Source organism: Streptomyces sp. NPDC034670 (genome assembly GCF_055574875.1).
Genome location: NZ_JBVITR010000021.1, coordinates 47327 through 60515, shown reverse-complemented (window position 1 = coordinate 60515; position 13189 = coordinate 47327). Strand labels below are relative to the sequence as shown.

Genomic DNA, 13189 nt, shown 5'->3' with positions numbered 1-13189 from the left:
GCGGTACCGGGAGATCAGCCCTCGCCGACGCCCAGCTTCTGGAGGATCAGCTCCTTCACGCGGGCCGCGTCCGCCTGGCCGCGCGTGGCCTTCATGACCGCGCCGACCAGCGCGCCGGCCGCGGCCACCTTGCCGCCGCGGATCTTGTCCGCGACGGCCGGGTTGCCGGCGATGGCCTCGTCCACGGCCGCGGTGAGCGCGCCCTCGTCCGAGACGACCTTCAGGCCGCGCTTCTCGACGACCTCGTCCGGGGTGCCCTCGCCCGCGAGGACGCCCTCGATGACCTGACGGGCCAGCTTGTCGTTCAGGTCGCCGGAGGCCACCAGCTCGGTCACCCGGGCGACCTGCTGCGGCGTGATCGCCAGCTCGTCCAGCGCCTTGCCCGACTCGTTGGCGCTGCGGGCCAGCTCGCCCATCCACCACTTGCGGGCGGAGGCCGCGTCGGCTCCGGCGTCGATGGTGGCGACGATCAGGTCCAGCGCACCGGCGTTGAGGATCGCCTGCATGTCGGTGCCGGAGATCCCCCACTCCTCGCGGAGCCGGTTGCGGCGCACCAGCGGCAGCTCGGGCAGCTGCGCGCGCAGCTTCTCGACCCACTCGCGGGACGGGGCGACCGGGACCAGGTCGGGCTCCGGGAAGTACCGGTAGTCCTCGGCCTCCTCCTTCACGCGGCCGGAGGTCGTCGACCCCGTGTCCTCGTGGAAGTGCCGGGTCTCCTGGACGATCGTGCCGCCGCCGTCCAGCACGGCCGCGTGGCGCTGGATCTCGAACCGGGCGGCGCGCTCCACGGACCGCAGCGAGTTGACGTTCTTGGTCTCGGAGCGGGTGCCGAACTTCTCGGAGCCCTTCGGCATCAGCGACAGGTTCACGTCGCAGCGCATCTGGCCCATCTCCATCCGGGCCTCGGAGACGCCGAGCGCCCGGATGAGCTCGCGCAGCTCGCGGACGTAGGCCCGCGCGACCTCGGGGGCGCGCTCACCGGCGCCCACGATGGGCTTGGTGACGATCTCGATGAGCGGGATGCCGGCGCGGTTGTAGTCGAGCAGGGAGTGGGACGCGCCGTGGATGCGGCCGGTGGCACCGCCGACGTGCGTCGACTTGCCGGTGTCCTCCTCCATGTGGGCGCGCTCGATCTCCACGCGGAAGGTCTCGCCGTCCTCCAGCTGCACGTCGAGGTAGCCGTCGAAGGCGATCGGCTCGTCGTACTGGGAGGTCTGGAAGTTCTTCGGCATGTCCGGATAGAAGTAGTTCTTCCGGGCGAAGCGGCACCACTCGGCGATCTCGCAGTTCAGGGCGAGACCGATCTTGATCGCCGACTCGACGCCGGTCGCGTTGACGACCGGGAGCGCGCCGGGCAGGCCGAGGCAGACCGGGCAGGTCTGGGTGTTCGGGTCGGCGCCGAGCGCGGTCGAGCAGCCGCAGAACATCTTGGTCTTGGTGCCGAGTTCGACATGGACCTCGAGGCCCATGACGGGGTCGTACGACGCGAGTGCGTCCTCGTACGACACCAGGTCGGTCGTGGTGGTCACGGTGAAACTTCCCTCTCAGCCCAGCAGGACGTCGTCGTCGCCCAGCCGCTTCAGCTCGCGGTAGAGGAGGGCGAGGCCGGTGACGATCGAGACGGCGGACACGGTGGCGTCGATCAGGACCAGGGTGTCCTTCTCGGCGCGGGCCGTCCTCAGCCGCTTCGCCACGCCGAGCGCGCCGAACGCCGTGGCGGCCATGGACAGGTACGTGCCGGACCTGGACTTCTTGAAGCCCTTGGCCTTGGTCAGTGCACTCACAGCGACGGAGCCTCCTCGAGCAGCGGGTGGCCCCACTTTTCCACGAAGGCGGCCTCGACGGCGGCACCCACCTTGTAGAGGCGGTCGTCCTTCATGACCGGGGCGATGATCTGCAGTCCGACCGGCAGGCCGTCCTCGGGCGCGAGGCCGCAGGGCAGCGACATGGCGGCGTTGCCGGCCAGGTTGGTCGGGATGGTGCACAGGTCGGCGAGGTACATCGCCATCGGGTCGTCGGCGCGCTCGCCGATCGGGAAGGCGGTGGTCGGGGTCGTCGGGGAGACGATCACGTCGACCTGCTCGAACGCCTTGTCGAAGTCCTGCTTGATCAGCGTGCGGACCTTCTGGGCGCTCCCGTAGTACGCGTCGTAGTAGCCGGAGCTGAGCGCGTAGGTGCCGAGCATGATGCGGCGCTTGACCTCGTCGCCGAAGCCGGCCTCGCGGGTCAGCGAGGTGACCTCCTCGGCGGAGTGCGTGCCGTCGTCACCGGTGCGCAGGCCGTAGCGCAGGCCGTCGAAGCGGGCGAGGTTGGAGGAGCACTCCGAGGGCGCGATCAGGTAGTAGGCCGACAGCGCGAGGTCGAAGGACGGGCAGTCCAGCTCGACGATCTCGGCGCCCAGCTCCTTGAGCAGCTCCACCGACTCGTCGAACCGCTGGACGACGCCGGCCTGGTAGCCCTCGCCGCGGAACTGCTTGACGACACCGACGCGCATGCCGGCCACGGAGCCGTTGCGCGCGGCCTCGACGACCGGCGGGACCGGCTCGTCGACGGAGGTGGAGTCGAGCGGGTCGTGCCCGGCGATCACCTCGTGCAGCAGGGCCGCGTCCAGGACCGTGCGGGCGCAGGGGCCGCCCTGGTCGAGGGAGGAGGAGAACGCCACCATGCCGTAGCGGGACACCGCGCCGTACGTCGGCTTCACGCCGACGGTGCCGGTGACGGCGGCCGGCTGGCGGATGGAGCCGCCGGTGTCGGTGCCGATGGCGAGCGGGGCCATGTGCGCGGCCAGCGCGGCGGAGGAACCGCCGCCGGAGCCGCCCGGGATCCGGGTGAGGTCCCAGGGGTTGCCGGTCGGGCCGTAGGCGCTGTTCTCCGTGGACGACCCCATGGCGAACTCGTCCATGTTGGTCTTGCCGAGGATGACGACGTCGGCGGCCTTGAGCCGCTGGGTGAGCGTCGCGTCGTACGGCGGGATCCAGCCTTCGAGCATCTTCGAGCCGACGGTGGTCGGGATGCCCTCGGTGGTGAAGATGTCCTTGAGCGCGAGGGGCACGCCGGCCAGCGGGCCGAGCTTCTCGCCGCGCTCGCGCTTGGCGTCGACGGCACGGGCCTGGGCGAGGGCGCCCTCGCGGTCGACGTGCAGGAAGGCGTGCACCTTCTCGTCGACCGCCTCGATCCGGGCCAGGTGCGCCTCGGTGACCTCGACGGCCGTGAGCTCGCCGGAGGCGATCTTCTCGGCGGTCTCGGCCGCCGTGAGCCTGATGATGTCCGTCATGGTGGCTTATTCCTCCCCCAGGATCTGCGGCACCTTGAAACGCTGCTGCTCCTGGGCCGGGGCGCCGGAGAGCGCCTGCTCGGGGGTGAGCGAGGGACGGACCTCGTCCGGACGCATGACGTTCGTCAGCGGGAGCGGGTGCGAGGTCGGCGGTACGTCTTGGTCGGCGACCTCGCTGACGCGGGCCACCGCGCCGATGATGTCGTCCAGCTGGCCCGCGAAGTGGTCGAGCTCTTCGGGCTTCAGCTCCAGACGCGCCAGCCGGGCGAGGTGGGCGACCTCCTCGCGCGTAATGCCAGGCATGCAGCGTTCCTCTGGGGTGAGTGTGAGTGGTTTGGGGCCAATCCTAGGGTGCCGGGCCCCGTACCCGTGAAACGGTCGCCGCCCGGCGCCCCGGGGGTCCGCGCGTGCCGCGGGCGCCGGGCGGGCCGCGCCCGGTGGCGGGCCCCGCGGTGTCCCGCCGCGGGCGTCAGCCGACCCGTCCCGTGTCGTCCCCCGCGGCGGCGGGCAGCGCCGCCGCGGGGCGCTGCCAGCCGCGGGAGCCGCGGGCGCGGAGCCAGGCCGTGGTCTCGTCGGGCGGCATCGCGGCCGCGACCAGCCAGCCCTGGACCGCGTCGCAGCCGAGGTCGCGCAGGCGCTCCCAGGTCTCGTCGTCCTCGACGCCCTCGGCGACGACGAGCAGGCCGAGCGAGTGGGCGAGGTCGACGGTGCAGCGCACGATCTCGGCGTCCTCGGTGTCCACGGCCAGCCGGGCCACGAAGGAGCGGTCGATCTTCAGCTCGCTGACCGGCAGCCGCCTCAGGTGCACCAGGGAGGAGTACCCGGTGCCGAAGTCGTCCAGGGACATCTTCACGCCGTGCCCGGTCAGGGCGTTCAGGGTGTCGGCGGCGCGCTGCGGGTCCTCCAGGAGGACGTGCTCGGTGATCTCCAGCTGCAGGGCTCCCGCCGGGACGCCGTGCCGGGCCAGCCGGGCCGCGACGGAGCCGGCGAAGCCGGGGATGTGGATGTCGCGCGGGGAGACGTTGACCGCGACCGGTACGCACAGGCCCTGCGCGCGCCACTCGGCGACCTGGCCGAGCGCGGTCTCCAGCACGTACTCGGTGAGGTGCGGCATCAGCCCGGAGGACTCGGCGATCGCTATGAACTCGTCCGGCGGCACCCTGCCCCGTTCCGGGTGCACCCAGCGGACCAGCGCCTCCAGGCCCGCGACCTGGCCGTCGAAGCGGACCTTGGGCTGGTAGTGGAGCTGGACCTCGTGGGCGTCCAGGGCCCGGCGCAGATCGCCCAGCAGGCCGAGCCGGTCGGGGGTGTTGGAGTCGCGCTTGGACTCGTACACCTCGACGCCCGTGCGGTCCCGCTTGGCCTGGTACATCGCCACGTCCGCCCGCCGCAGCAGCCCTTCCGCGTCGGCCGCGTGGTCGGGGAAGACGGCGACGCCCGCGCTCGCCTCCAAAACGAGGGTGAGGCCGTCGAGGTCGAGGGGGGAGCTGAGGGTCCCGACCAGGCCGCGGGCGACGCGGGTCGCGGACGTCGTGGAGTCGGCGACCGGCAGTAAGACGGCGAACTCGTCGCCCCCGAGCCGCGCGGCCTCCGCCCCGTGCGGCAGTGCCCGTCGCAGCCGGTCGGCGATCTGGAGCAGCAGCCGGTCGCCGGCGAGATGACCGAGGGTGTCGTTGACCGACCGGAAACGGTCGAGGTCGATCAGCATCAGGGCGGCGCGGGCGTCCATGCGCTCGGCGTCGTCGAGCGCGGCCCAGATGCGTTCCTGCAGCCACTGCCGGTTGGGCAGTCCGGTCAGCGGATCGCGCAGCTGCTCCTCCGCCCGGGCGCGGGCCATCCACAGGGTGGAGTCGAGGGCGATCAGCGGGACGGAGAACAGCGGCAGCAGCACCGGTTCGGCGTCCGCGACCACGCAGACCAGGGGCGCTATGCCGAGCAGGGCGACCGCGAGCAGGCCCTGTCTGGCCAGGGCGGTGCGGACGGCGGTGGGCAGTCCGGAGCGCGGTGTCCGCAGGTACCACAGCAGGCAACGGGTCACCGCGAGGTACGCGCCGGCGGCCAGCACCACGCCGGGGACGGTGGAGAGCGTCCAGGTGTCCGGGGTGGCCGGGGACCCGACGGACGGCACGGAGCCGAACGCGGCCAGGGCCAGGGCTCCGGCGCCGATGCCGAGCAGGTCCACCGCGCCGTGCAGGACGCCCTGCCGCCAGTGGCCCCTGCGGGCCAGGCCGACCAGCACCACGACGGTGAGGCTGACCATGCCGGCCGGAAGCCAGCCGTACAGCAGCAGCACGGCGAGGGTGAGGGCGGCGCCCGAGCCGGTGCCGCCCCACCAGCGGGAGCGGCCCAGCATCACCAGGTGGCCGACGACGATCCCGGTCAGCACGGCCAGGGACCAGCCGACGGTGCCGGACGGGAAGAGCGCGTGGCCTTCGGTGAACGCCCGCAGGAGGCCCGCGCCCAGCGCCAAACCGGCCGTCGCGACGACCGCCGCGGGCAACGCGGGCCAGGACGGAGGGCGTTCCGTGTCCGCGTCGGCGCGCTCCCGCGCGCCCGGCCGCCCCGCGGGCCGCCCGTCCCCGCGGCCGCGCCGTGCGAGCGCCCCGCGGCGCAGACGCAGCCGTGAGCCCGGGGCGGCGCTCTCGGTCGGTTCCATTCCCGTCCCTCTCACAGCCGGCGGTGCCCGCGCCACGCGGCCCGATGCCCGACAACCCTCAGCGGCTCCGCGGTGGAAAGCCCTTCCCCGCACCCGTCACGAGCGCGGAGTCGCCCCGACCGCAGCTGGGCACGGCGGGCGCACCTCCCAACAGTAGGCCGCGGAAGGCTTCCACGGGCACCGGTCGCCGACGGTTGCCCGAATGCGCCCCGGCCACCCGTATGCATCTGGTATGCGCCGATCGAGTGGGGTTCAACCGCTACTCCTCGGCCGAAAGGGCGACCTCCGCCGCGGCCTGCGGTCCTTGCTCCAGAAGGACGTCGAAACCCTCCTCGTTCAGGACCGGCACCTTGAGCTGCATCGCTTTGTCGTATTTCGACCCGGGGTTGTCCCCCACGACGACGAACGACGTCTTCTTCGACACCGAACCGGTCACCTTCGCCCCCCGGCTCTGCAGCGCCTCCTTCGCGCCGTCCCGGGTGAAGTGCTCCAGGGTGCCGGTCACGACGACGGTGAGCCCCTGCAGCGGACGGGGGCCCTCGTCCGCCCCGGCCCCCTCCTCCTCCATGCGGACGCCGGCCGCCCTCCACTTGCGGAGGATCTCGCGGTGCCAGTCCTCGGCGAACCACTGCTTGAGGGAGGCCGCGATGGTCGCACCGACGCCCTCGGTGCCGGCCAGCTCCTCCTCGGTGGCCTGCTCGATGCGGTCGATCGAGCGGAACTCGCGGGCCAGCGCCTCGGCGGCGACCGGACCGACGTGACGGATCGACAGGCTGGTGAGCACGCGGGCGAGCGGACGCTCCTTGGCCGCCGCGATGTTCTCCAGCATCGCGAGCGCGTTCTTCTTCGGCTTGCCCTCCTGGTTGGCGAAGACGGTGACGACCTTCTCCTCACCGGTCCTCGGGTCGCGCTTGGGCAGGCCGCTGTCCTGGTCCAGCACGTACGCCTTGATGGGCAGCAACTGCTCGACGGTGAGGTCGAACAGGTCGCCCTCGTCCTTCAGGGGCGGGTCCGCGGGCTCCAGCGGCTTGGTGAGCGCCGTCGCGGCCACGTAGCCGAAGTGCTCGATGTCCAGCGCCTTGCGGCCGGCGAGGTAGAACAGGCGCTCCCGCAACTGGGCGGGGCAGGTGCGGGCGTTGGGGCAGCGCAGGTCGACGTCGCCCTCCTTCATCGGCCGCAGCGGCGTACCGCACTCCGGGCACTCGTCCGGCATCACGAACTCCCGCTCGCTGCCGTCGCGCAGGTCGGCGACCGGGCCGAGGATCTCCGGGATCACGTCACCGGCCTTGCGCAGCACCACCGTGTCGCCGATGAGGACGCCCTTGGCCTTGACCACGTCCTGGTTGTGCAGCGTGGCGAACTCGACCTCGGACCCGGCCACCGTGACCGGCTCGACCTGGGCGTACGGCGTGACCCTGCCCGTACGGCCCACCCCCACGCGGATGTCGACCAGCTTGGTGTTGACCTCCTCGGGCGCGAACTTGTACGCGATGGCCCAGCGCGGGGCGCGCGAGGTGGTGCCGAGGCGCCCCTGGAGCGGGATCTCGTCGAGCTTGACGACCACGCCGTCGATCTCGTGCTCCACGGAGTGGCGGTGCTCGCCGTAGTACGCGATGAACTCCCGCACGCCGTCGAGGCCGTCGACCACCCGGTTGTGCCGGGAGGTGGGCAGGCCCCAGGACTCGAGCAGGTCGTAGCCCTGGGAGAGGCGGGTCATGCCGGCGAGGCCCTCCAGGACGCCGATGCCGTGGACCACCATGTGCAGCGGGCGGGTGGCGGTGACGCGCGGGTCCTTCTGGCGCAGCGAACCGGCCGCCGCGTTGCGGGGGTTGGCGAAGGGCTTGTCGCCGGCCTCCACCAGCCGGCGGTTGAGGTCCTGGAACTTCTCCATCGGGAAGTAGACCTCGCCGCGGATCTCCACGAGGTCGGGCACCTCCTCGCCCTTCAGCCGGTCCGGGATCTCGGCGATGGTGCGGACGTTGGGCGTGATGTCCTCGCCGGTGCGGCCGTCGCCGCGGGTCGCGGCGCGGACGAGCCGGCCGCGCTCGTAGGTGAGGTTGACGGCGAGTCCGTCGACCTTCAGCTCGCACAGGAAGTGGTACTCCTGCTCGCCCAGTTCCTTCCGGACGCGCTCCGTCCAGGCGGCGAGGTCGTCGTCGTTGAAGGTGTTGTCGAGGGAGAGCATGCGCGAGCGGTGCCGGACGGCCGTGAACTCCGTCGCGTACGCCCCGGCGACCTTCTGGGTCGGCGAGTCCGGGGTGCGCAGCTCCGGGTGCTCCTCCTCCAGCGCCTCCAGCTCGCGCAGCAGCCGGTCGAACTCGGCGTCGCTGATGACGGGGGCGTCGTTCACGTAGTACCGGAAGCGGTGCTCCTCGATCTGCTCAGCGAGCTGTGCGTGCTTCTCCCGTGCCTCGGCGGGAACGCTCGTCGTCTCCGCCTGCTGGTCGCCGGCCACCGTGTGTCCTCCCGTTATTCAGGGTCGTCCGCGAGGGATCTCGCCGCCCGGACGCAGTGGGCGTACGCCGCGCGCGCGTACTCGGGGGACGCACCCGCGAGCCCGCACGCCGGGGTGACCGTGACGGCCTCCGGGAGGAGCCCCGGTCGCAGCCCCAGCCTGCGCCACAGTGTCCTGACCCCCATGACGCTACCGGCAGGGTCCGACAACGGGGCGTCCGTGCCCGGGACGACACCGGCGAACAGCCGGGTGCCGCCCTCCACCGCTTCCCCGATCGCCTCGTCGTCACGCTCGGTGAGGAGGGAGAGGTCGAACGAGACCGCCGCCGCGCCCGCCCGGCGCAGCAGGGCGAACGGGACGTCCGGCGCGCAGGAGTGGACCACGACGGGCCCGCCGTCCTGCACCCCGACCACGTCCCGGAGCACGGCCTCGACGACCTGCCGGTCCACCGCGCGGTGGGTGCGGTAGCCACTGGCGGTCCTCACCCGTCCGCGCAGGACGGCGGTGAGGGAGGGCTCGTCGAGCTGGAGGACGAGCCGCGCGCCGGGCACCCGCCGCCGCACCTCGCCGAGGTGCAGGCGCAGCCCCTCGGCGAGGGAGGCGGCGAGGTCGCGGCAGGCGCCCGGGTCGGACAGGGCGGCCTCGCCGTTCCTGAGCTCGAGGCCCGCGGCGAGCGTCCACGGCCCCACCGCCTGCACCTTCAGCGGCCCCTCGTACTCCTGGGTGAACTCCTCCAGCGCGTCGAGGTCCTCGCCGAGCCAGGAGCGGGCCCGCCTGGTGTCCCGCCCCGGCCGGTCCCCGATCCGCCAGCCGCTGGGCTCCAGGCGCGCGTACAGCTCGACGAGCATCCCGGCGGTCCGCCCGATCATGTCCGCGCCCGGTCCGCGGGCGGGCAGCTCGGGCAGGAACGGGAAGTCCTCGAAGCTCCCGGTGACGGTCTTGGCTGCCTCCCGGGCGTCCCCGCCCGGCATGGACCCGACCCCGGTGGCGGGCCCGAACCTGAACTGGCTGTCTTCGCTCACCCGAAAAGCCTAGAGCCTGCCCGGGGACGCCGGGGTCAGCGCCCCGGGCGCACCGTCAGGTCGTTGACCTCCGCGTCCCGGGGCAGGTCCAGGGACATCAGGACGGTCGTGGCGACCGACTCGGGGTCGATCCACCGGCCGGGGTCGTACTCCTTGCCCTCCTGCCGGTGGACCTTGGCCTGCATGGGGCTGGCGGTGCGGCCCGGGTAGACCGAGGTCACCCGGACCCCGCCCGCGTGCTCCTCCTCGCGCAGGGCGTCGGCGAGGGCCTTCAGGCCGTGCTTGGAGGCCGCGTACGCGGCCCAGTCGGCGTGGGCGTTCAGCCCGGCGCCGGAGTTGACGAAGACCACGTGGCCGCGGCTCGCGCGGAGCTGGGGCAGGAAGTGCCGGGTCAGCTCGGCGGGGGCGATCAGGTTGACGTCGAGCTGGTGGCGCCAGGTCTTCGGGGTGAGCTCGCCGACCGGGCCGAGGTCCACCACGCCGGCGATGTGCAGCAGGGAGTCGACCCGGTCCGGGAGCGACTGGTGGGAGAAGGCCCAGCTGAGCCGGTCGGGGTCCGCGAGGTCGCCGACCAGCGTCCGGGCGCCGGGGAACTCGGCGGCCAGCTCCTTCGCGCGGCCGGCGTCGCGCGCGTGCAGCACGAGCTCGTCCCCGCGTGCGTGCAGGCGGCGGGCGACGGCCGCGCCGATGCCGGAACCCGCTCCGGTGATCACATGTGTAGCCATGCCCGCCATGCTCGCATCACCCGGCGGTCACTCCACTCCCCGGCTCTCCTCCAGGTACGCCAGCGCCCCCGCGGGCTCCTCGGCGAAGAACATCAGGTCGGCCAGCGGACGCGGCAGGAAGCCCTCGTCCTCCATGCGGCGGAACTGCTCCTTAAGCCCGTCGTAGAAGCCCGCCGTGTTGAGCAGGACCACCGGCTTGTCGGTGCGCCCGTGCTTCTTCAGCTCCAGGATCTCGGTCGCCTCGTCGAGGGTGCCGGTGCCGCCCACCATGATCACCACCGCGTCGGCCTTCTCCAGCAGCAGCCGCTTGCGCTCGGCGAGGTCCCGGGCGATCACCATCTCGTCGACGCCGTCGCGTGCCTTCGCCGCGAGGAACTCCACGGAGACGCCGCAGAGCCGGCCGCCCGCCTCCTGGACGCCGTCGGCGACGACCTTCATCAGACCGGTGTCCGAGCCGCCCCAGACGAGGGTGTGCCCGCCCTTGCCCAGCAGGCGCGCGAACTCCCGCGCGGGGCGTGTGTAGCGTTCGTCGAGGTCGGCGGCGGAGAGGAAGACGCAGATGTTCACGGACCCACCGTACGGGCCCGGTCGGGCGGCGCGGTCACCCGGATCCTCGACTGCCGGTGCGGCAGCTCCTCCCAGTCCTCCATGAACCGCGCCGCCAGGCCGTGCTCGGCGGCCAGGGCGAGAAGCGTCTCGGTGCGGTAGTAGAAGTCCTCGTGCAGCACCTGGTGCTCCTCCCCCTCCGTGCGGTCGAAGGTGAAGTCGAAGAAGCCGCCCGGCGCGAGCACCCGGCCGACGTGCGCGAAGCACTCCTCGATGACGTGCCGGGGCGAGTGCGAGAAGACGCTGTGCGCGTGCACGACGTCGAAGTGGCCCTCGGGCAGGAAGGCGAGGGTCAGGTCGCCGGCGAGGGTCAGGTGGGGCAGCTTGGCCTGGAGCCCCTCGCGGACCAGGGTGTCCTGGGCGGCGAGCAGGATGTGCGGCGAGATGTCGATGCCGTAGTAGTGGCCGGGCTCCAGGTGGGCGATGAACAGCCGGCCGGCGCGGAGGTTGCCGCAGCCGATCTCCAGCATCCGGTGGTGGGGTTCCAGGCCGTGCCCCACCAGGTAGTCGAACTGCATCCGGCCGATCCTCGCCCACTGCTCGCGCGAGGGGTTGTGGCCCACCGCGGCCTCGGCGCTGCGGGCCGTGTCGGAGGCCATCACCGCGCGGTAGTAGGAGATGTGGTCGCGGTGCAGCAGCCGCAGCCGGGCGTCGCGCAGGGCGCGCCGCGCGTGGGCCGGGACGCGCCGCGGATGGCGCAGGGCGTAGCGCACCCGGTGGGCGAGGGTGCCGCGGTTCCTGCCGGGTTCCCCGGCTCCCATGGGACCTCCTGCGGACGCGGGCCGGGCGGGGCGGTGGTCCGCGCCCCACCGGCGGGAAGAACTCGGCTCCAGCGTGCGCTGTAACCGGCGACACTGCTACCCGGGGAGGGTCATCGTGACCACGGGACACCGCATCACCGTCGAGCCCGGCGACCGGCACGTGCGCGTGGTGCACGGCGGCCGGGAGCTGGCCCGGAGCGACCGGGCGCTGGTGCTGAGGGAGACGGGCTGCCCGGACCGGTACTACATCCCGCCCGAGGACGTGCGCCTGGACCTGCTGACGCCGTCCGGGACGCGCACGTACTGCCCCTTCAAGGGCACCGCGTCCTACTGGTCGCTGCCGGACGCGGCCGACCTGGTCTGGGCGTACCCGGACCCGAAGCCGGAGGTCGCGCGGATCAAGGACCACCTGTGCTTCTACGACACGGAGGTGCGCTGACCGTGCGGACGGCCGCGTAGCGGGGTCCCGATCGGCGGACGCGCCGCCCGCCTCACCGACGAACCCCGCGCCGTGCGGCAGTCTGGTGCGACATGGACAGGAGCATCCTTTCGCGCGACGGCACCCCCCTCGCCTACGAGAGCGCCGGGCGGGGCGCTGCGGTCGTCCTCGTCAGCGGCGCGATGTCGACGGGTGCCACGGTGGCGCCGCTGGCCGCGCCGCTCTCGGAGCGGTTCCGGGTGGTCGTCTACGACCGCCGGGGCCGCGGTGCGAGCGGGGACACCGCGCCGTACGCGGTGGAGCGCGAGGTCGAGGACCTGGCGGCGCTGATCGGGGCGGTGGGCGGCGAGGCGTCGCTGTACGGCGTCTCCTCGGGCGGCGCGCTGGCGCTCAGGGCGGCGGCGAGCGGACTGCCGGTGCGCCACGTCGCCGTGTACGAGACGCCGTACGCGACGTCCGAGGAGGACCTGCGGGAGCGCGCGCAGTACACCGGGCGGCTGACGGCGGCGCTGGCCGAGGGGCGGCGCGGGGACGCGGTGGAGCTCTTCCTGCGGCTGACCGGACTGGACGAGGCGGTGATCCTCAGTGCCCGGCAGTCGCCGATGTGGGCCGGGATGGAGACGATCGCCCCGAGCCTCGCGTACGACGACGCCGTCATGGGCGACGGGAGCGTCCCCGCGCGACTGCTGGCGTCGGTCCGCGTGCCGGTGCTGGCGGTCGCGGGCGACGGGAGCCCGGCGTGGATGCGCGAGGCCGCCCGGGCGATCGCCCGGGCGGCCCCCCGGGGCACGTACCGCGTCCTGGAGGGCCAGACCCACATGGCCGATCCGGACGTCCTGGCGCCGGTGCTGGCGGGGTTCTTCGGGGGGTGAGCGGGACGGCGCCGCGGTCTGCGGTGACCGGATGCTGGAATTCACCGACGTCATCCTCGACTGCCCCGGCCCCTGGGAACCGGCCGGGTTCTACGCCGAGCTGCTGGGCTGGGAGATCGGCACCGGCATCAGCACCGAGGACCGGGGCGACCCGCGCAACGACGGCGTCGAGCCGTCGTTCCAGCGGGTGGAGGACCACCGGCGGCCCAGCCGACCGGGCCGGGAGCGTCCGCAGCAGTTCCGCCTCGACTCCGAGGTGGACGCGTTCGAGCCCGAGCGGCGCCGGGCGACCGAGCCGGGCGCCGCCTTCCGAAAGAGCTTCGTCGGCGAGTCCGGACTACGGCTGGCAGGTCTACACCGGCCCGGCCGGGCATCCGTT

The 13189-nt window shown here is 73.1% G+C and carries 12 protein-coding genes and 1 pseudogene; 3 read left to right on the top strand and 10 right to left on the bottom strand.

Annotation, left to right across the window (positions count from 1 at the left end; translation table 11 throughout):
* Positions 1-14: 14 nt before the first annotated feature.
* The 10 genes from gatB to ACZ56B_RS16590 form a co-directional block, all read right to left on the bottom strand.
* Positions 15-1529 (bottom strand): Asp-tRNA(Asn)/Glu-tRNA(Gln) amidotransferase subunit GatB, encoded by a 1515-nt coding sequence (gatB, locus tag ACZ56B_RS16635; protein WP_468790471.1) that lies wholly within the window; start codon positions 1527-1529, stop codon positions 15-17.
* Positions 1530-1544: 15 nt separating this feature from the next.
* A complete protein-coding gene (locus ACZ56B_RS16630; RefSeq protein ID WP_468790469.1) occupies positions 1545-1784 on the bottom strand; it encodes a hypothetical protein in 240 nt (79 codons plus the stop codon).
* Positions 1781-3274 (bottom strand): Asp-tRNA(Asn)/Glu-tRNA(Gln) amidotransferase subunit GatA, encoded by a 1494-nt coding sequence (gene gatA / locus ACZ56B_RS16625; RefSeq protein ID WP_468790467.1) that lies wholly within the window; start codon positions 3272-3274, stop codon positions 1781-1783. Before gatA ends, ACZ56B_RS16630 begins: the two co-directional genes overlap by 4 nt.
* Before the next feature lie 6 nt (positions 3275-3280).
* A complete protein-coding gene (gene gatC / locus ACZ56B_RS16620) occupies positions 3281-3577 on the bottom strand; it encodes an Asp-tRNA(Asn)/Glu-tRNA(Gln) amidotransferase subunit GatC (protein ID WP_004925108.1) in 297 nt (98 codons plus the stop codon).
* Between the two features lie 166 nt (positions 3578-3743).
* On the bottom strand, positions 3744-5930 hold the full coding sequence (locus tag ACZ56B_RS16615) for a putative bifunctional diguanylate cyclase/phosphodiesterase (RefSeq protein WP_468790464.1): 2187 nt from the start codon (positions 5928-5930) through the stop codon (positions 3744-3746).
* A 259-nt stretch (positions 5931-6189) separates the two neighbouring features.
* Complete coding sequence (gene ligA / locus ACZ56B_RS16610; protein WP_468790462.1) at positions 6190-8385, bottom strand: NAD-dependent DNA ligase LigA; 2196 nt, start codon at positions 8383-8385, stop codon at positions 6190-6192.
* A 14-nt stretch (positions 8386-8399) separates the two neighbouring features.
* Positions 8400-9407: a methionine synthase gene (locus ACZ56B_RS16605; protein WP_468790460.1), complete on the bottom strand. Its 1008-nt coding sequence runs from the start codon at positions 9405-9407 to the stop codon at positions 8400-8402.
* Between the two features lie 35 nt (positions 9408-9442).
* Positions 9443-10141, bottom strand: coding sequence for an SDR family oxidoreductase (locus ACZ56B_RS16600; RefSeq protein WP_468790458.1), 699 nt, complete (start codon positions 10139-10141; stop codon positions 9443-9445).
* A gap of 18 nt (positions 10142-10159) precedes the next feature.
* Entirely contained in the window at positions 10160-10699 is a 540-nt protein-coding gene (locus ACZ56B_RS16595) for an LOG family protein (RefSeq protein ID WP_468790456.1), read from the bottom strand.
* Positions 10696-11499: a class I SAM-dependent methyltransferase gene (locus tag ACZ56B_RS16590; RefSeq protein ID WP_468790454.1), complete on the bottom strand. Its 804-nt coding sequence runs from the start codon at positions 11497-11499 to the stop codon at positions 10696-10698. The genes ACZ56B_RS16595 and ACZ56B_RS16590 overlap by 4 nt, the downstream gene beginning before the upstream one ends.
* Positions 11500-11614: 115 nt before the next feature.
* On the opposite strand from ACZ56B_RS16590, the gene ACZ56B_RS16585 reads away from it, so the two are divergent.
* The 3 genes and pseudogenes from ACZ56B_RS16585 to ACZ56B_RS16575 form a co-directional block, all read left to right on the top strand.
* Entirely contained in the window at positions 11615-11938 is a 324-nt protein-coding gene (locus ACZ56B_RS16585; RefSeq protein WP_468790452.1) for a DUF427 domain-containing protein, read from the top strand.
* A 92-nt stretch (positions 11939-12030) separates the two neighbouring features.
* Positions 12031-12810 (top strand): alpha/beta fold hydrolase, encoded by a 780-nt coding sequence (locus ACZ56B_RS16580; RefSeq protein ID WP_468790450.1) that lies wholly within the window; start codon positions 12031-12033, stop codon positions 12808-12810.
* A 31-nt stretch (positions 12811-12841) separates the two neighbouring features.
* A pseudogene (locus ACZ56B_RS16575) lies at positions 12842-13105 on the top strand (VOC family protein); the annotation flags it as partial.
* Positions 13106-13189: the final 84 nt, after the last annotated feature.